Annotated in this window: 17 protein-coding genes, 3 tRNA genes and 2 pseudogenes; 3 read left to right on the top strand and 19 right to left on the bottom strand. The window is 35.8% G+C overall.

Features of this window, described 5'->3' with window-relative positions; all coding sequences use genetic code 11:
- Positions 1–37: 37 nt before the first annotated feature.
- The 8 genes and pseudogenes from ONG78_RS08110 to ONG78_RS02650 form a co-directional block, all read right to left on the bottom strand.
- Positions 38–1,136: pseudogene (locus tag ONG78_RS08110) on the bottom strand (IS3 family transposase).
- A gap of 258 nt (positions 1,137–1,394) precedes the next feature.
- A pseudogene (locus ONG78_RS08105) lies at positions 1,395–2,296 on the bottom strand (IS5 family transposase).
- Positions 2,297–2,808: 512 nt separating this feature from the next.
- Positions 2,809–3,408, bottom strand: coding sequence for a ubiquinol-cytochrome c reductase iron-sulfur subunit (gene petA / locus ONG78_RS02675; protein WP_006014178.1), 600 nt, complete (start codon positions 3,406–3,408; stop codon positions 2,809–2,811).
- Between the two features lie 94 nt (positions 3,409–3,502).
- Entirely contained in the window at positions 3,503–6,205 is a 2,703-nt protein-coding gene (gene gyrA / locus ONG78_RS02670) for a DNA topoisomerase (ATP-hydrolyzing) subunit A (protein WP_264377603.1), read from the bottom strand.
- A 51-nt stretch (positions 6,206–6,256) separates the two neighbouring features.
- Positions 6,257–6,329 (bottom strand) — tRNA-Val (locus ONG78_RS02665).
- Between the two features lie 64 nt (positions 6,330–6,393).
- A complete protein-coding gene (locus ONG78_RS02660) occupies positions 6,394–7,260 on the bottom strand; it encodes a tetratricopeptide repeat protein (RefSeq protein ID WP_264377602.1) in 867 nt (288 codons plus the stop codon).
- A gap of 68 nt (positions 7,261–7,328) precedes the next feature.
- Entirely contained in the window at positions 7,329–7,727 is a 399-nt protein-coding gene (locus tag ONG78_RS02655; RefSeq protein ID WP_264377601.1) for a DUF1284 domain-containing protein, read from the bottom strand.
- Complete coding sequence (locus tag ONG78_RS02650; protein WP_264377600.1) at positions 7,724–8,251, bottom strand: biotin transporter BioY; 528 nt, start codon at positions 8,249–8,251, stop codon at positions 7,724–7,726. The genes ONG78_RS02655 and ONG78_RS02650 overlap by 4 nt, the downstream gene beginning before the upstream one ends.
- A gap of 85 nt (positions 8,252–8,336) precedes the next feature.
- Here ONG78_RS02650 and ONG78_RS02645 point away from each other — a divergent pair, with 85 nt between their 5' ends.
- Complete coding sequence (locus ONG78_RS02645) at positions 8,337–8,927, top strand: nitroreductase family protein (protein ID WP_264377599.1); 591 nt, start codon at positions 8,337–8,339, stop codon at positions 8,925–8,927.
- A 21-nt stretch (positions 8,928–8,948) separates the two neighbouring features.
- On the opposite strand, the gene ONG78_RS02640 is transcribed toward ONG78_RS02645, so the two are convergent.
- Positions 8,949–9,455: a glycoside hydrolase family 5 protein gene (locus ONG78_RS02640; RefSeq protein ID WP_264378060.1), complete on the bottom strand. Its 507-nt coding sequence runs from the start codon at positions 9,453–9,455 to the stop codon at positions 8,949–8,951.
- A 598-nt stretch (positions 9,456–10,053) separates the two neighbouring features.
- Here ONG78_RS02640 and ltrA point away from each other — a divergent pair.
- Complete coding sequence (ltrA, locus tag ONG78_RS02635) at positions 10,054–11,463, top strand: group II intron reverse transcriptase/maturase (RefSeq protein ID WP_264377598.1); 1,410 nt, start codon at positions 10,054–10,056, stop codon at positions 11,461–11,463.
- A 62-nt stretch (positions 11,464–11,525) separates the two neighbouring features.
- Here the strand turns inward: ltrA and ONG78_RS02630 are convergent, their stop codons facing one another.
- Positions 11,526–11,693 carry a hypothetical protein gene (locus ONG78_RS02630; protein WP_264377597.1) on the bottom strand — a complete coding sequence of 56 codons (168 nt, stop codon included), beginning with the start codon at positions 11,691–11,693 and terminating at the stop codon, positions 11,526–11,528.
- A 21-nt stretch (positions 11,694–11,714) separates the two neighbouring features.
- Complete coding sequence (locus ONG78_RS02625) at positions 11,715–11,981, bottom strand: hypothetical protein (protein WP_264377596.1); 267 nt, start codon at positions 11,979–11,981, stop codon at positions 11,715–11,717.
- A 72-nt stretch (positions 11,982–12,053) separates the two neighbouring features.
- Here ONG78_RS02625 and dapF point away from each other — a divergent pair, with 72 nt between their 5' ends.
- Complete coding sequence (gene dapF / locus ONG78_RS02620; RefSeq protein ID WP_264377595.1) at positions 12,054–12,848, top strand: diaminopimelate epimerase; 795 nt, start codon at positions 12,054–12,056, stop codon at positions 12,846–12,848.
- Between the two features lie 6 nt (positions 12,849–12,854).
- On the opposite strand, the gene sucD is transcribed toward dapF, so the two are convergent.
- The 8 genes from sucD to hemF form a co-directional block, all read right to left on the bottom strand.
- Positions 12,855–13,736 (bottom strand): succinate--CoA ligase subunit alpha, encoded by an 882-nt coding sequence (gene sucD / locus ONG78_RS02615; RefSeq protein ID WP_264376525.1) that lies wholly within the window; start codon positions 13,734–13,736, stop codon positions 12,855–12,857.
- Between the two features lie 3 nt (positions 13,737–13,739).
- Positions 13,740–14,891, bottom strand: coding sequence for an ADP-forming succinate--CoA ligase subunit beta (sucC, locus tag ONG78_RS02610; RefSeq protein WP_264375184.1), 1,152 nt, complete (start codon positions 14,889–14,891; stop codon positions 13,740–13,742).
- Positions 14,892–14,921: 30 nt separating this feature from the next.
- Positions 14,922–15,122, bottom strand: a complete 201-nt coding sequence (gene rpsU, locus ONG78_RS02605; protein WP_007302350.1) for a 30S ribosomal protein S21 — start codon at positions 15,120–15,122, stop codon at positions 14,922–14,924.
- Between the two features lie 198 nt (positions 15,123–15,320).
- Positions 15,321–15,394, bottom strand: a tRNA-Pro gene (locus ONG78_RS02600).
- A 122-nt stretch (positions 15,395–15,516) separates the two neighbouring features.
- Complete coding sequence (locus ONG78_RS02595; RefSeq protein WP_015588133.1) at positions 15,517–16,212, bottom strand: 16S rRNA (uracil(1498)-N(3))-methyltransferase; 696 nt, start codon at positions 16,210–16,212, stop codon at positions 15,517–15,519.
- A 32-nt stretch (positions 16,213–16,244) separates the two neighbouring features.
- Positions 16,245–16,316, bottom strand: a tRNA-Glu gene (locus tag ONG78_RS02590).
- Between the two features lie 68 nt (positions 16,317–16,384).
- Entirely contained in the window at positions 16,385–17,524 is a 1,140-nt protein-coding gene (locus ONG78_RS02585; RefSeq protein WP_264376524.1) for a hypothetical protein, read from the bottom strand.
- An 82-nt stretch (positions 17,525–17,606) separates the two neighbouring features.
- Positions 17,607–18,431, bottom strand: coding sequence for an oxygen-dependent coproporphyrinogen oxidase (hemF, locus tag ONG78_RS02580; RefSeq protein WP_264377594.1), 825 nt, complete (start codon positions 18,429–18,431; stop codon positions 17,607–17,609).
- Between the last annotated feature and the right edge of the window lie 53 nt (positions 18,432–18,484).

Below are 18,484 nucleotides of genomic sequence, written 5' to 3'. Positions count from 1 at the left end.
ACCCAGAAAAAGTAGACAGGTAGTTAAGACGTTTTTTTCATGAAAATGATGAATCAAATTTTTCAGGAATGCAATAGTTAATAGTAGAATGTCTACGTTGTTTGTTATAAAAAATTTCTATGTATTCAAATATTGCGGTTCTAGCTTCTTGTGCGGAGTGTTGTGAGGTATCAATGAGTAATTCCCTCTTTAGTGAACTAAAAAAGCTCTCCGAAACAGCATTATCGTAACAACAACCTTTGTGACTCATGCTAGAAATAATACTTTTTGTATTCAGTAAAAATTGATAATTTTTAGAGGTGTACTGTGATCCTTGATCGCTATGAAATAGTAGATTTTTAACGGGTTTGCGCCTATCAACAGCCATCAATAAAGCATCTATAACTAATTGCTTATTTATTGAATTACTCATTGACCAACCAACTACCATGCGTGAATATAAATCTATTATTGCTGCCAAATATAGCCATCCTTCGTTGGTGTTTATGTATGTAATCCCATATCTTGTTTGGCTGATCAGTGGTGAAATTCTGATCCAATATGTTAGGAGTTATAACTCTATTGTCTGTTTGAAGTTTCTTAGTCTTAAACCTTCGTCTAAGTTGGGCTTGAATGCCATTTTCCTGCATAACATTTTGCACTGTTTTGATGTTATAATTTTTACCTAAAACCTTTAATTCAGCGTGGAGCTCCGTATCTGCATTGTGACGCTTGATATATCTTTTGAATATCTTTTATGAGCTCTTCTCTTGTTGATTTTTTATTACTTTTTTCCTTAGAAATCCATTTATAATAACCACAAGCAGATACGTTCAAAAACCTGCATAGCTCTCTTATTTTACAGCAGTTTTCATGCTCTTTTATAAAAGAATATTTCACTCTTTTTGGTTTGCAAAATATCCCAGGGCTTTTTTTAAAATATCTCTTTCTCTAGTTACTCTTGCCAGTTCTTTCTTTAAATCAAACCGTTCTTTGTCATAAGGAGCCAACTTTCCTTTTCCTGGAAACGCGTCTGTCCCAGACATTTTATCATTGTATTTTTTTACCCACCTGCTTAATGAATCGCCGTTAATACCCAGATCTCTTGCTATTTTTGCTGATGATTGACCTGTTTCTTTAAATTTTAAAAAGTTCATGTTAGTCTCCTATAGTGTTAGTGGAATTTACTTTATGGTGGTGTCAGCCTCTTTGGTGTCATCTCAGCGTCCTTTTTCTTGTCATCTAAGTAGCCCTTTCCTTGTCATTCCAGTGCTTGACACTGGAATCTAGTTTCACCTTATGATGGTGTTATTCAAGTAGCCTCTATCCAAGTGCCCCTTTGGTGTCATCAGAGTAGCTGACACTGGGATGGCTTTGTTGCATCACACTTTATGAGATGGTGATTTATGTTAAATTCATGTAACTATCTCAAATTTAGCCATACCAATATCAGCGAATTTATTAAGCAAATAGCATTTAGTTCTTTTTCTCGATTTATCTCAGATTTATTCCTAAAACTAAATCCGAATATTTGCTTTAATCTTGAGAAAAAACCTTCAATATAAGATCTTTTCCCATAATTTACTTCTTTTTCCATTCTTTCATGCCATCTTCACCGTATAATTTTATTAACCTAATAGCAGCATTCCTGTCAGACATATAATCTATTTCTGGATGTTCTGCTGCATTGTTTATTGGTGGAATTTTTGTCTTTATATCATATTCGTTACACAACTTATAAAACTTGTGCCTATCACATGCTCTATCTGCATATAGTGCTTTTATGGCATGCTGAAAATCAACTTCTTTTAGCAAATCACAAGTGATCAGAGTAGACACCGTTACTGTATTTTACAGCTATGGCTTTTTTGTTGTTTATATTCAACATTACGTGCAATTTTCTCGTTTGCTCATAGCCACTCTGTCAGTGCTATTTTCCTTGCTGTGTGTTGTTGTATATACTAATTCCTGTACTGTCTATAGCAACTTCGATATCTTCTATATTATTTTCTGCAATCATTTATCTTAATATTAAGTTTTTTTTGATGCTTGTGAATAGCTGCAAATTTTTTCCTATTTGTTGCAGATATCCTTTTACAAACCCTACCGTTTGTCTTAAGCCAATTCTAAAAAGATTAACGATTATATGCACCAAAATCACAACTTTATCACTATAAATATAGTTGCCGCCCTGCATTTTTGGACTATTTTCATACCAATTTTCGATAGCTTCATCGATGTAACGAAAAATATTCCCCCTTTTTTCAAGGAATTTGTTATATTCGTTTTGGTTACTGACTTTCATTTTCTGTGGCATATTTTTTCTTCAACAGTTAAATGGCTGTTTTATAATGAATTTTGTCAGTAACTTCCAGTTCTTTTCACTTGAGCGATGCAACAAAGCCATCCCGATTCCACTGAAATCACTCTTTCCCTTAATTCATATTGATATGGTGACTCCATTTATTCCCTCACTTTCAGCTTTTTCTTGCTTTACCATATCTCTTCCCCTCTTGTCTCTATCTTTATGTATTAAGCTATATAACTCAAAATCTTGATAAAATGCAGAAAAGTTTTTTTAATTTCAGCTCCATCCTCGAAGAGTTAGAAAATAACTTTAAGCAAGTTAGTCAGAATTTTTCTGACGCAAAGGAACAAGTTTTAAATTTAGCTGTCAACTCTGAAGATTTGGCAGGCAAGTTTCTTAATTATCACCCGAATATGTGCATAGTATAAAATTAGCTTGATAGACTTCAAGAGCTTTGCCTATGAAGTCAGTGTGCTTCTTGAAATGCAATATACTTTTATTACTTTAATTATGAAAATCCGTTAAGCCTTCTTGCCAATTACTACAATATTTTCACTTGGAAAAAAGTAGTCAGGTATAGCCATATTTTTTGGTGCAGGACCGCCAATTACTCGGCCTGATGTGTCATAATATGAACCGTGACAAGGGCAGAACCAACCGTTGCCGTCTTTTGTAGCGTGATCAACTGGTACACATCCAAGATGGGTGCATATTCCAATCATAATTAACCATTCATCTTTTCCTTTGTATACTCTTTTTTCATCTGATTCAGGATCTCTCAAATTTTCTGCATTTATGGCTCTTGCAGCCTCAATCTCTTGTTTTGTGCGCTTGCGGATAAATACTGGCTTACCTTGCCATTTTACCTTTTTTCCTTGTCCTTCTTGAATATCAGATAGATTAACCTCAACCGTAGACATCGCTAAAACCTCAGCAGAAGGATTCATAGACTTAACCAATGGCCAAAGACCGCTTGCAGCTCCTATACCTGCCATGGCACACGTAGTTAATGTGATAAAATCTCTTCTACTCTTATTTTTGGCAAAATCTTTAACAAGAGATGTTTTTTTATTCTTCTCATTCGTCAATGATTTTTTATTTTTAGTTAACTTCTTATCCATCAATCTCTACTTGAACATAGACATATATTTTAATTTAAATATTATAGATTAATCAATAGAAATTTGCACTATTTGCTTAACCTTTGCTATACAGTTAAGAATAAACAGAGTTTTCAATTTCGGAAATACTATCTTCAGTGGAATCGGGATCCTCAATTTTCGCTACTGACACCACCTTTTCTCTACTCTCTGTTTTAAACAGAGTGACTCCTTGAGTGCTACGTCCTGCAATTCTGATATCATTTACTGAAATACGAATTAACTTTCCTTTATCTGTAATAAGCATGATATTATCGCCCTGTTCAACTGGAAAGCTAGCAACAACATTACCGTTTCTGTCGGTAGTAAGGATATTTGTAATACCAACACCACCTCTATTTGTTACCCTATACTCGTACGCAGAAGTTCTTTTACCAAAGCCATTTTCAGTAATAGTTAATATGAACTCCTCATTCATTGCAAGTTTTAAGAACAGTTTGTTATCTATTCCTAAATCATTCAAAGTCTTTTCCAATTTAGAATCAATGGAGTTATTAATTGCAGTCCCCAGTCTTTTTGCAAGTGGAACTTTTAAGTAAAGTTCTTTTGTTTCTGTTGCTACACCTATCCCATTTAATATGGTCATAGATATCACGCTGTCATTCTTTGCAAGTTTGATACCTCTTACGCCATCTGAATTGCGACTTTTAAATTGACGCACATCACTTACAACAAATCTGATACTTTTGCCGAATCTTGTTGAAAGAAAAACATGATCAATTTCATTGCATACTTTAACTGATATTAACTTATCTCCTTCATCGAGCTTGATTGCTATTTTTCCATTGCTTGGAATATAGTGAAAATCCGCTAAAGAGTTGCGCCTTATGTTCCCATGAGCAGTAGCAAAAACTATGTTTTGATTTTCGTCATTTTCACTTGGTAATGGCATTATATTAGTTATAGTTTCACCATCGCTAAGCGGAAATATATTAACAAGTGCTCTTCCACGTGCAGTTGGCTCTGCAAGAGGTAACTTATAAACTTTTAATCTATAAACTCGGCCAATATTAGAAAAGAATAAAAGGCTAGTGTGGGTATTCCCAACAAATAATTTTGTGGTTACATCCTCTTCTTTTAATCCTTGTCCTAGCTTTCCTTTTCCACCACGACGCTGAGTTCTATAATGAGAAAGCTTCACACGCTTGATATAACCATTCATAGTTACGGTTATCACCATATCCTCTTGTGGAATTAGATCTTCAGCTTCAATGTCCGTATCTGATTCCTCTATTGAAGTTTTTCGCGGCACAGCAAATCTGTTCTTTATTTCTTGTAGATTGTTTTTTATTTCTTTCATCAACTTCTCTCCTGAGCCAAGAAAAGCGATATATTCTTTTATCAGGTTGATCATTGAACTTAGCTCAGCTTCTAATTTGTCTTTTTCAAGGCCTGTTAAACGTTGCAATTTCATGTCAAGAATAGCTTTCGTTTGCAGCTCAGTTAATCTATACACTCCGTCTTTCAAAAAGCTTGTGCTGTCTGAGATTAATCCAATAATTGTGTTTATCTCAGCTGAAGTTTTCCATTCTTTATTTAAAAGTTCTCTACTTGCTTCCGCAGGATCTTTTGCACCACGGATGATTTTTATCACTTCATCTATGCTCAAGACCGCAATGTAGAGCCCTATATATATATGAGCTTTTTCCCTCGTTTTTCTTAGACGAAACTCTGTTCTCCTGATTAATACTTCTTTTCTAAAATCAATAAAAGCAGCTATAATTTCTTTCAACGACATCAAAGCAGGCCTGTTGTTGTTGAGGACTAAAGTGTTAACACTAAAACTACTTCTTAGTGGAGTTAGTCCCAATATTTGATTAAGTATAAAACTTGCTTCAGCATTTCTTCTGAGGTCAATTACTACCCTAATACCAGACTTATCAGATTCATCCCTAATTTCTGTTATGCCATCAATTCTTTTTTCTTTTACAAGCTCACCTATCTTCTCAATTAATTTTACTTTATTTACCTGGTAAGGTATTTCATCAATCACTATTGCTTGCCTATCTTGTGACAGCTCTTCCATGTGAGTCTTGCCTTGCACAACAATTGATCCACGACCCGTTGCAAATGCTGATCTTATTCCAGACCTTCCAAGAATCGTTCCCCCAGTTGGGAAATCCGGTCCTGGCATCACTTCAAGTAACTCATCCAAAGTAACTTCAGGATTATCTATATATAACATACAAGCATCTATTATTTCTCCAAGGTTGTGAGAAGGAATATTGGTTGCCATACCAACTGCAACACCGCTTGCACCATTTACCAATAGATTCGGAAATTCTGCAGGCAGTACAACAGGCTCTGTTTCATTTCCATCATAGTTTGGCCTAAAATCAACTGTATCTTCGTCAATATCATTTAGTAAAAAATGCGACACTCTGTGGAGCCTTGCTTCTGTATATCGCATTGAAGCTGGCGGATCTCCATCTATCGAACCAAAGTTACCTTGCCCATCAATAAGTGGTAAAAGAAGAGAAAAATCTTGAGCCATCCTGACCAAGGAGTCATAGATAGCCATGTCACCATGTGGGTGATATTTTCCCATTACATCCCCGACTATACGAGCTGCTTTTTTATACGGTTTACCGGCATCGAACCCAGCCCTCGACATTGCGTATAATATGCGCCTATGAACAGGTTTAAATCCATCTCGCACATCAGGTATAGCTCGACTTATGATCACACTCATTGCGTAGGAGAGATAAGAATCCTCTAGCTCTTTCACTATTGAAACTGGTACTATGTTGTCTTGCATTTTCTATACTTTGATTGAAATAATTGTAATATTAATATTCAACTAGGCTAATGGGCAATGACAGACTTGAACTGCCGACCTCCTCGGTGTAAACGAGATGCTCTACCAGCTGAGCTAATTGCCCCTCTAGATATAATTCTATAGTTCAATGTTGTTGTTGTAAACAAAAATAGCGATACAAGCAACTCTTATGGAATCGCTGGGTGCGCACTATGGAGTTGTATAAATTTTAGCCTTGCTGCTACCTTGTATAAAGGTATTCTTTCACTTGCATTTTTTGACATGTTCAACAACTTTGAATAACATGCTGTGGCATTTTTAAAATCTGAGAGCTTATCTAGAATAACAGCTAAATTATAGGTATAAAAAATATTGTTTTGATCTAAAGAAATTGCTGCTTTCATATATTCTTTAGCTTTTACGTAATCCCCTTTTTTCATATAGATCAAACCTAAATTTGCTGATAAAGGGGCGCTATTTCTGAGTGTATCATACAATTTTAACATTTCACTCAATGCTAAATTAGGATCATATTGTGAGATTATCGTCAGAAAATTCTTTAATACATAAGGGTTGCTAGGATATTCTTTTAACAGTCTTGTGTAAATCTCTACAGCTTTTTTAAATTCTTTGTTAGCGTAATAGATGTTCCCTAGTCCAATTAAAGCACTTTCATGATAAGGAAATTTTGCGATAATCTGATTGAGGAGAGAAGTAGCTGTTTCACTATCTCCTAACTCAAAGGAATCTTTTGCTTTTTTTAAAATAGAGTATATGTCAAAATTCTTGCCAGAATTCTGCGAAATTTTGATATTAAATTTGTCACTTTTTCTCTCGATAACATCAAGATCTTTATATTTTTTATCAGCTTTTATATGCTTGACAACACTATCAAAGACCTTCTGTATCTCCAAATTTTCACTAGCATAGGTAACAGAAGACCTCCATAAAATCACAACGCAAATTAACATGCAGACAAACATAGATCCTAGTGTTGTGGAATTGGCTGCAGCGCGTAACCAGTAAATCTTATTTCTTTGAACTATACGCAACACATTACAAATTCATAAATGCTAAATTACTTATCTAATATAATAATAAAGATATTATTAATTGGCAGATACTATTTAGAATGAGTTAAAAGAGCACTTCTACACATTCCATATGGTTGCCAATTACACTCCTCACATGCGTAGTCAAATTTCTCTAAAGACATTTTCTTTCTAATTCTTTTTAATGCTTTACTCCAGGTCAAAATCTCGCCAATTTTTATTCCTAAAATTTCCATATGCCTTCTATCTAGCTCTAAAACTTTAGCTTGTGTGATACATTTACCTTGTTTAGTCTGGTTTGGGCAAACACTACAAATAGTGTCAAGATTATCAACTACTTCGATTTTAGTATTAGGATCACTAATTACTTTACTTGCTATCTTTTTGTAATTTTCTACAAAGCTCTGAGAATATCCATAACCTTGAAATGCAAGAGTGCACATAAAATGATGAGGACGAAACCTTATCACTTTTTCAAATACTGCAAAGCTGCTACAAGTAGAAAAATTTTTACCAAACCAGGAAGGATGAATGGTAAAACACCTACCATTATTGCTTGTTTCAGACCCACGTAAATAGTAAGCCAACTAATACCACAAATAAAGATTACGAATGTACCCGCCAGACAACTTAAAGAATTACACATAAATGATTTATATTTAGAGTTCAGTAATTCATTTACTCTGCTCATTACTACAACAGCAACTAAACAGCCAATCAAATATCCACCTGTTGGCCCGAGAAAAATGTGATAACCACTAGAAAAATTCGCAAAAACAGTCAATCCTGCTGCACCAAGTGATAGATATGTAAGCACAGAATAGAATGCTGTTCTGCGGTTAAATTTAAGCCCAATAAGCATTACTCCTAAAGTTTGCAATGTGATAGGCACAGGCTGCAATGGTATGCTTATTTGAGCCATCAAGAATAAAAGTAAAACGCAAGACAATATTTCAGCCAGTGTTGATCTGCTGCTAGATTGTGTTATAAACATACTTTCCCAATAAAAATAACTTATTAAATGTCATATATGTGTATGAGAGGTTTTGCAATTTAAATTTTGCTCATATTGTGCTACAATGAATTATTTATGCACTATTAAACTAAAAATGATGAGTAAACAAGATCTATTATCGTTGATGAAAGCAAGACACAGCGGACGTTCATACGATCCTACAAGAGCAATATCTCAGGAAGACATGGATATTTTAATGGAAGCTGTAAGGCTGACTCCCTCATGTTTTGGTGATGAACCCTGGAGATACGTAATATGCAACAAACAGAACAATCAAAGCGCATGGGAAAAGCTGTTAAATTGCCTTGATGAATCTAATCAAAAGTGGGCAAAAGATGCACAAATACTAATTATATCTCTAAGCGCTAAGAATTTCCGTAAATCTGACAAAGGTGAAAATTTTTGGGCTAATCACGATACTGGTGCAGCAAATTATGCACTTATGCTACAGGCTGCAGCTATGAACTTAATGGCTCATCAAATGGGTGGATTTGATAGAGATAAAATAGTAGAAAAATTCAACATATCCGATGATTTTAATGTAATATCAGTGATAGCGGTTGGTTACGAAGAAGATGGCGCTGAAACAAGTAAGAAAAAAAGAAGACCAATAGAAGAAATATTTTTTTATGATGAGTGGCCAAAAACTAGTTAACTTACTTTGACCACCCCTCTCTCAATACCTTAAAAATAGGATTATCTGGTAAGTAATTTTTTTCATTGTACCTTTTTCAATTGCTTGCCAGTCTTTCCATGAAAGCTTCTCGTTTCCAAGTTCATAGTCCATACCGTCCCACACGTCTTCACGAAAACCATAAACAGCAAAGTGCCAATTATATTCATTAAAAATAGAAGTAAGATCTCGAAAATAGCTCTCTAATCCTTTTGAACAGCGATGCCCGCCAAACTCTCCAACAAAGATCTTATAATTTGGTATATTATATTTCTCTTGGAAAACTTTGACTGGTTCTATATATGATCTGAGTGTATTTCTATTCCAGTACTCTTTTTTATTTGTGTCAGCAGAACAAATATATCCTGGATAGAAAAATTTCCCCTGGTTTAGTTTTAAATTTGTATAAACAAAAGGCTCGTATATGTGAAATGAATAAAGAACATTGTGATCATTAAGTGGTTTTAATTTATCGAAAGCCTGAGGATCGCCATAACTACTGCTGTCCAGTATGATAGGGGTTTTTAGGTCAATGCTTTGTTCTACGTTATAAATAGCCGAATCTGCAGTATTATAAAGCCTTTCTGGATGTGGTTCAGTGTGTCCAGAGAAGGTGAAGATGTTCAGTGGGAGTCAGACCCACCAGGATAAAAGTCGGAGTCCTGTAGCTAGGGTAGCAATGTGGAGGGAAACCAAAATGTTGAAGCCTACCGACAACGTTATCGTAGGATAATGGCGAATTACCAGGCCGCAGTGAAAACGAACACATGGGTGGCCCCGGAAAAACTCTAAGTACTAAAGGCCGAGCCCACTGAACCAGGGCGAAAGCAATATAGGAGGCTGAAACACGAATGATACAGCATACCTACTTTAGCGGGGTGATAGTGGCAGCATGGTAATAAGGACATATAAAGCAACTGGAGAAACCCTCCTCATCCCAAGGAGAAAAACCTTGGAGTGGTAGGTTCTATAACTGGAAAACAGGAAATGAACCGAAGATGAAAGGGTGGCGGATGGGTGTGTAGTAGCGAAGAAGTGGGGTAACGCCCATGGAGCAAAGGCACCCTACTAGTAGAGATCTTTTAACAAAAGGAAGGTAAAGGTAAAAATGACAAAAATGCCAATAAAATTACAAGACCTGAGAAGAAAGATATATATCAAAGCGAAAGCAGAACCGGAATGGCGATTCTGGGGAATCTATGTACACGTCTGCAAGATGGAGACACTAGAAGAAGCATATAAGCTAACAAAGAAAAGCAATGGGGCACCAGGAATTGATGGGGTAACATTCAAATCGATAGAGGCAGAAGGCTTAGAAAAGTATCTTCAGCAAATAAGACATGAACTAATAACCAAAACCTATAGCCCAAATAGGAACCGGAGAAAGGAAATACCAAAAGTTGGGGGAAAACTCAGAACGTTGAACATACCCTGCATCCGGGATAGAATAGTGCAAAGTGCACTAAAGCTAATAATTGAACCGATATATGAATCTGACTTTCAGGACGGATCATATGGATATAGACCCAAGAGAAAAGCGCATGAAGCAGTAAGCAGAGTAGCGAAAGCAGCAATCAAAGGCAATACAAAATGTATTGATGTAGACCTGAAATCCTATTTTGATAACGTACGACATCATATTCTCATGGAGAAAATTGCCAAGAGAATAAATGATAAAGAAATCATGCACTTGATCAAGCTAATCCTTAAGGTAGGAGGAAAACGAGGAATAGCGCAAGGGTCGCCGATCTCACCGTTGTTGAGCAATATATACCTCAATGAGGTAGACAAAATGCTAGAGAGAGCAAAAGAGGTGACCAGGGAAGAAAAATATCAACGTATAGAATACGCCAGATGGGCAGACGATTTAGTGATACTGATAGATGGGCACCAGAGATGGGAATGGCTCGAGAAATTAGTGTACAAAAGGTTACAAGAAGAATTAGCAAAACTAGAAGTAAGTGTAAATGAAGAAAAGACAAAAATTGCCAATCTAAAGAGAGGAGAAACATTCGGCTTTCTAGGATTTGACTTTCGAAAGAAAATTACAAAACAAGGAAAGTGGAGAGTACAGATAACACCACAGATGAAAACACGAACAAGCCTACTTCAAAAGTTGAAGAAGGTATTCAGTAACTATAAATCGCAACCAATAAGGAGAGTGATTCAGATCATCAATCCAATATTGAGAGGGTGGGTAAACTACTTTAGAATAGGAAACTCAAGTCGAAGCTTCAGCTACGTTAAACAGTGGGTAGAGAAGAAAACAAGACGCAATATGATGCAAGCCAGAAAAGCAAAAGGATTTGGTTGGGAAAGGTGGAGTAGCGAATGTATATATGAGACCCTTGGTCTATATTCGGACTATAGAATAAGATATTACGTTCCGAAAGCCTTACCAGCACAATATGTTATAAACTTTGGTAAGAATCTACTAGGAAAGCGTAGTGCGGGAAATCCGCATGCTGCGTTTGATGAGGCGGGAATTGGAAACGTAAACATGGGAATTTTGGATTGAGGACCAACATGAAAATAATGGATCAGCCACCAAACCCTAAAGAGGCGCGCCAGTTCTCGACCCTACTTTAAGATATTATATCCAACAATAGCAGGATGATCTTTAAGCTCTTTCGCAAGATCTTGCCAAAATTTTGCTGCTTGTTTTTGAAAAGCTTGATCTGACCATAAACGTAAATCATCTTTATCGTTATTATTTTGCTTCCATCTAGATCCAGGTAAGCTAAGCATCGTTAATACTACTGGTATTTTTTATTGATGAAAAGCATCTAAAACATCTTTCAGAACTTTCAGATCTTTGGAAATCAGGCCAGGATAATTGTCTGCATTGCCTAAGAGGAAGTCACGTTGCGTAGTTTCAAATTTGTCAGGAGCAAGACGAATAAAACCAATTTTGTATTCCTTTGCTGATTTGATTAAGTCACTATCAACTTTTCTATTGAAAACATTTGCTCCCTTTCTAACTCCAGTTTGCCAAAAGAGCATTTTGCTGTTCTCCGGTATTGACTTAGCACTCACATTACAGAAAACTATAGAATACAAAACAGCTGTAATTAGAAGAAAAATTTTCACTTATGTAATTTTGCTATAATGGTAAGTAACCTAACAAACAAGATCCCGTTTGTAAAGATGCACGGTACTGGCAATAGTTTTGTTATCATAGACTCACGTTCAGCAAATAATTTAGACTGGAATTATAGACAAATTGCTGATCAAGGCAGTTGTGATCAAGTGATAATTATAACAATGTCTAATGCTGCAAACTGCTTTATGCATATCTACAATGCTGACGGTAGTCGAGCTGAAATGTGTGGAAACGCAGCACGCTGTGTTGGATATTTGATAATGTTAGAAAAAGGTACTGAATATATCACTATTGAGCTGATAAATAATCGTATCTTAGAATGTTTTAAAGTAGGTGATAAATCAATAAAGGTCAATATGGGTAAACCACTGCTTAAATGGAATGAAATTCCTCTTTCTTGTGAATGCGATCCCCTTTATCTACCTATAGAGCTTGAAATGCTGAAAGAGCCAGTTGCAGTAAATATTGGTAACCCTCATATAGTTTTTTTTGTTGATAACATAAGCGAAATACCATTGCAGAATTTAGGACCAAAGCTAGAAAATCACGAATTATTTCCTCAGAAAACAAATGTTAGTATTGCACAAATAGAAAAATCTGGAGAAATAAACTTAAGAGTTTGGGAAAGAGGAACAGGTATTACTGCTTCATGTGGTAGTGCGGCTTGTGCAGCATTTGTTGCATCTATACTTCGTAAGTGTTTGGCTACTAAACAAACTTCAGTACATTTACCAGGAGGTCATTTACTGATTGAGTGGTCAAAAAATATACTGATGACTGGGGATATAGGGTTTTTATGACCTAGGCTAGGCACTGACACTCATTACTTCTAACACCTTTTTACCAATCACAGCAGGGGTTTCTGCAATCGCAATCCCAGCACTGCGCATAACCTCTAACTTTGCACCAGCACTTCCACCGCTGGAAGAGATGATTGCTCCAGCGTGTCCCATACGTCTTCCTGGAGGTGCCGTTTGGCCTGCTACAAAACCAACGATTGGCTTTTTAGTTTTTTCTGTTTTCACAAAATGTGATACATCTTCTTCTTCGTTTCCACCTATTTCACCAATAACTACAATACCATGAGTATCGTCATCTTTTAAAAAGAGCTCCATACAGTCAACAAATGTCATACCATGAACTGGATCCCCCCCAATTCCGATACATGTGGATTGACCAAGACCAACAGCGGTTGTTTGTGCTACTGCTTCGTAAGTTAAAGTTCCGGAGCGAGACATAATTCCTATGTGTCCACGCTTATGGATATGGCCAGGCATAATTCCTATTTTGCATTCTTCAGGTGTAATAATTCCCGGGCAGTTGGGACCAATCAATTGACTTTTTGAGCCGATAAGCGCACGCTTAACTTTCACCATATCAAGTATAGGAATGCCCTCTGTAATACAAATTATCAATTCTATTTTTGCATCTATTGCTTCAAGTATTGCAGCAGCAGCAAATTTAGCAGGTACATATATAACTGTGGCATTTGCACCGTTTTTTTCTTTGGCTTCTGCTACAGTATTAAAAACCGGTAAATTAAGGTGAGTGCTACCACCCTTTCCAGGAGTTACACCTCCCACCATTTTCGTTCCGTAATCAATTGCTTGCTCTGAATGAAATGTGCCTTGTGCACCAGTAAAACCCTGGCATATTAATCTTGTATCTTTGTTTACTAAAACGGACATGCTTTATTTTACCTCTTTTACTATCTTTTGCGCAGCATCACCCAGTTCATCTGCAGCAATAATATTTAATCCTGACTCTTCTAAGATTTTTTTTCCTTCTTCAAAATTAGTACCTGATAATCTAACCACTAGAGGAACTTTAATGCTCATTTCTTTTGCAGCCGCAACAATTCCACTTGCGATAATATCGCAACGCATTATACCACCAAATATGTTAACCAGAATTCCTTTTACGTTGCTATCAGACAATATGATTTTAAATGCTTCAGTTACAGTTTCTTTACTCGCTCCACCACCAACATCCAAAAAGTTAGCAGGCTCTGCTCCGTAGTATTTTATTATATCCATTGTTGCCATCGCAAGACCTGCACCGTTTACCATGCAACCAATACTGCCATCCATTTTGATGTAACTGAGCCCATACTTTGAAGCCTCTATCTCTTCTTTCACTTCTTCATCATAATCACGAAGTTCCATAATTTCTGGGTGACGATATAAAGCATTGTCATCGAAATTAATTTTCGCATCGAGCGCAATAAAATCTCCAGAATTTGTTTCAACCAGTGGATTAATTTCAATTTGGCTCGCGTCAGTTGCAATAAACGCATCATATATTTTTTTTGCAATGTTCGATATCTTTTCTATTTGTTCTGGACTCAAATGAAAACTGCTGCTTAACTTGCTGCTATCAAAACTTGTAGCAGAATCAATATCAAATTTCACAATTTTTGCAGGAGAATTTTTTGCCACTTCTTCGATGTCCATTCCACCTTCTGAGGAAAATATGAATATTGGCCTACTGAGCTTCGGGTCGATTACCAGGCTTAAATAATACTCTTTCTTAATGCTTGAGCCTTCTTCAACGTACACTTTTCTTACTTGCTGCCCGCTTGGCCCTGTTTGATGAGTAACTAAAGTCATACCAATCATGTTCTTTACAAACTGTTGAGCTTCTTCAACTGACTTTGCTAGCTTTACACCACCAGCCTTACCCCTACCACCTGCATGAATCTGAGCTTTAACCACAAACACGTCAGATTTTAGTTGATTTATTTGAGTTTCTACTCCTTCTGCAGATGTAGCAACAAAACCCTTTGGTACCGGGACATTAAACTTGTGTAAAATTTCCTTTGCTTGATATTCATGAATATTCATAAGATAACTAATTATTAACCTTAGTAAAAACTACCAACCATAACGCTGTCTTCTGCATTCTTGCTGATACCTCTTTTTCCTTGCTTCAGCTTTTTTTTTAGCTGTTTTCTCTGATTTCTTTTCGTGATATTTTTTTTTCATTTTGAGCCCTCTTCCTTCCTTTTGAATTATTTTTCTCAACACTGGAAGAGCTCTATCTACATCACCATAATGGACTGATACTTCAATCAAACTCTATACCTCCTTCGGTAATCACTTCAAAATCCATTTATAAATTAGAAAATTAACATTGTCAATTATTTTATAAACTTGAGCGATAGAATATGATATGCAGTGATTTATATGAAAAAAGCTTCATTCTGCTGTCAATCATTTACTTGCTGATAAAAATTGCTCTTAGGTTACAGTGCTCTTGTAATTTTTCTAATCTCGGGGCGGAGAGATTTGAACTCCCGACCCTTTGGTCCCAAACCAAATGCGCTACCAGGCTGCGCTACGCCCCGACTTCTTTACTAAGAGTATCGATAGTTCGGAAAAATGCAAGTTTCATTTATTTCTTTTAGGAAAAATATAATGCAGATTTCTTTATATAGAGTGTCAAGTTGCACTAGCCATATTAAAAAATCTAGCTATACCAATTGGTGAAGGTTAATGCAGCAACTACAGCAGTATCAACTCTCAAAATTCTTTTTCCTAGACTCAGTTTCTGACAAAATTTATTGGCAGAATCAAGTTCGTAAGATGAAAAACCACCTTCGGGGCCAACAATAATAGCAACGTTTTTCTTGCCTTTTAGAACTTTATTAGGAGGTTGTCCTTCACCTGTTTCATCACACAAAACAAAATTTTTATTCTGGGAATCGGATAATTCACAAAAATTAATAGGAAGAAAAATCTGTGGTATACTTGTCCTACCGGATTGTTCCGCAGCTTCAATTGCCTGTAATTTCGCTCTACTTAGGTTAATGTTTTTTACTACTGTACGTTCTGTTGAAATAAATTGAATGCAGGTTACTCCCATTTCAGTTGCTTGTCTTACTATGTTGCTTAAGGCGCCGCTTTTTACCAGAGCACAATACAAATATAGATTTTTTTCATGTTGTTGTTGTTTAGTGCGTTCTTTTATTATAATTTTTGTCGATTTACTTGATATATTCACTACTTCTCCTAACCATTCTCCATCCTTTCCATTAAAAAGATAGATGTTATCATGCTTCTTAAGCCGCATTACATTGTAAATATAGTGACTTTGTCGTGGATGAAGCGCCAAACTTACATTTTGTGATAAAGCTTCTTCAACATAAAGCCTAATTTTTTTCATTCAAAACTTTAGTTATTTGCATTCTGTTTGAGTGACTCTTACGGGATTTGAACCCGTGTTACCACCGTGAAAGGGTGGTGTCCTAACCACTAGACGAAAGAGTCGACTTGAATCTAACTGAGTTATATCGATTATACATATAAAGTCAATTCAATTATTTTGAATCACACAGTTAGAGTGATATATCAGTGATTTTATATCGACAGCCTCCTATTACCCCATGTTCAATGCTTACTGAACCTATCTCAGATTTAGGAGCTTTAGATCCTAAATCTAATTTTTGTTCAACTTTTGTATCTGAATCATAGCCAGAATCGTATCCAGAATCTCTACGCTCAAAATTTTGCCTTATTTCTTTTACGTTAAAGCCAGCCTTGGTCTTGATTTGCTGACTTGCTGGCTTATTAGTACTTTGCTCATTTAGTTTTACTTGCAAATTATTCACTTTATCCTTCACTAATCCATGATAAGTCCCAGAATTATCTTTTATATGTTTTGCTTGTCTTTCTGATCTCTTTTTCGATAAATCTACTTTAGCATAAATAGGCTCTGGTTGCTCTTTATGATTTAAGCTGGTGGGCTTTTTTTGCTCTGAGAAATCATCTACATCTTCATAAATAGGTTCTCCTGATATACTAGAATAACCACTATCTTTCAATGATAAATTTTCGGTAGATCTTTTATGCAAATCATATACTTCAGCATAAATGGATTCTTCCGATACGCTCAACTCTTCTAATGAGTTACTAACCTTAGCGTCATATACCTCATCATAAATGGGCTCTTTTAAAAGTAAAATATCATCATGTTCAAAAATTCTAGGAGGTTTTTTAGGTGAGTTGGCCTTAAATTTTAGCTCTACTTCCTCTTTAAGCTTGTCACAACTTTCCGTTTGTTTCAAAATCTCCAATATTTCTTTTCTTTCTTTTTTTATTAGCTCACCAAGCACTAAACAACATTTTTCTTTACGATCTTTGAGACTGTCCTTATCTCCGTACTGCATAGCTTCTGATGCTATTTTGTATTGAAGGATTACATTTCCTATACTATTATTTATTTCATTAATATTTGCTCCAGCACTAATAAGTAACGTCATTACATTATGATCAAGATTTGTTACTGCATACTCTAAAGCTCGATTTAAAGTTTGATCATTATTCAAGTCAAATGACCCCTTGTTCCTAAAAGGATTAATTCTAGAAAAGAGTTTTTCAAAGCTGTTTACTATATTATGAAGACTTAAAGCTAGCCTCACGCCTCTTATATTGCTATTTCTAGCAGATTTAATTAAAAAACTATCTACTATACCCATGATTGTACCCCTCTATATAAAAGCTCACCATTGTGGTACAATTTTAAACTATAACGATTTATTTTATATTAATAACCGCTTTTCACACCCACTTGACAAGAGGCGGCATCGACATCATAATTGCATCGGGGTTACCATTAGTCATTAAACCAAACCTTGTACCACGATCATAAAGAAGATTGAACTCCACATATCTGCCACGTTTTATCAATTGTTCTTCTCGTTGTTCTTTTGTCCAAGATTTTTGCATATGTTTGTGTATGATGTGTAAGTAAATTTCTAAAAAGGCTTCACCTACTGCTTTTGTGAACTCAAAATCATTTTTCCAGTTGCCAGAAGTTAGATTGTCATAAAAAATTCCACCAATACCACGTGGCTCTTTTCTATGTTGTAAAAAAAAGTAATCATCACATTGCTTTTTAAATTTCGGATAATATTCGATGTTGAACTCATCGCAAGTTGCTTTAATTGATTCGTGAATATACTTGCAATCTACCTCATCTTTACAAATTGGAGTAAAGTCCATTCCTCCACCAAACCATTGTTTTGAGGTATATATCAGCCTTGTGTTCATATGTGCTGCAGGGATAAGGGGAGATTGCATGTGAGACACTAAAGATATACCGCTTGCCCAAAACTCTCCATTGCTTTCACTTGCACCAGGAATTTCATTAATGGCTGAGTCTGCGAGCTTTCCGTATACTCTTGAAACGTTTACTCCAACTTTTTCAAAAATATTACCAAAGATAATTGTAGATTCACCACTTCCTCCACCTGGTCGGTTCCACTTTCTTTTTTCGATTTTTGGTTCTGTGAATGACTGTACCTCAATTGATAAGAAAGATTCGGTGATCTTGTTTCTCAGTGCGCAGAACCATTCAAATGCTTGTGTCTTTTGTTTTTCCATAATACCTTCTGTTGGCTTATTAATATTATTGTACTCTATATTTACAGGACTTA

This window comes from Wolbachia endosymbiont (group B) of Philonthus cognatus, assembly GCF_947179345.1.
GTDB lineage: Bacteria > Pseudomonadota > Alphaproteobacteria > Rickettsiales > Anaplasmataceae > Wolbachia.
This window is presented reverse-complemented; position numbering and strand designations above follow the sequence as displayed.

What these genes read in the sequence shown, in the direction of transcription:
- petA (WP_006014178.1), bottom strand. Translation starts at nt 3,408, where the DNA reads ATGGATAAGAAGTTAACTAAAAATAAAAAATCATTGACGAATGAGAAG.
- gyrA (WP_264377603.1), bottom strand. Translation starts at nt 6,205, where the DNA reads ATGCAAGACAACATAGTACCAGTTTCAATAGTGAAAGAGCTAGAGGAT.
- ONG78_RS02650 (WP_264377600.1), bottom strand. Translation starts at nt 8,251, where the DNA reads ATGTTTATAACACAATCTAGCAGCAGATCAACACTGGCTGAAATATTG.
- ONG78_RS02645 (WP_264377599.1), top strand. Translation starts at nt 8,337, where the DNA reads ATGAATTATTTATGCACTATTAAACTAAAAATGATGAGTAAACAAGAT.
- ltrA (WP_264377598.1), top strand. Translation starts at nt 10,054, where the DNA reads ATGACAAAAATGCCAATAAAATTACAAGACCTGAGAAGAAAGATATAT.
- ONG78_RS02630 (WP_264377597.1), bottom strand. Translation starts at nt 11,693, where the DNA reads ATGCTTAGCTTACCTGGATCTAGATGGAAGCAAAATAATAACGATAAA.
- dapF (WP_264377595.1), top strand. Translation starts at nt 12,054, where the DNA reads ATGGTAAGTAACCTAACAAACAAGATCCCGTTTGTAAAGATGCACGGT.
- sucD (WP_264376525.1), bottom strand. Translation starts at nt 13,736, where the DNA reads ATGTCCGTTTTAGTAAACAAAGATACAAGATTAATATGCCAGGGTTTT.
- sucC (WP_264375184.1), bottom strand. Translation starts at nt 14,891, where the DNA reads ATGAATATTCATGAATATCAAGCAAAGGAAATTTTACACAAGTTTAAT.
- ONG78_RS02595 (WP_015588133.1), bottom strand. Translation starts at nt 16,212, where the DNA reads ATGAAAAAAATTAGGCTTTATGTTGAAGAAGCTTTATCACAAAATGTA.
- ONG78_RS02585 (WP_264376524.1), bottom strand. Translation starts at nt 17,524, where the DNA reads ATGGGTATAGTAGATAGTTTTTTAATTAAATCTGCTAGAAATAGCAAT.
- hemF (WP_264377594.1), bottom strand. Translation starts at nt 18,431, where the DNA reads ATGGAAAAACAAAAGACACAAGCATTTGAATGGTTCTGCGCACTGAGA.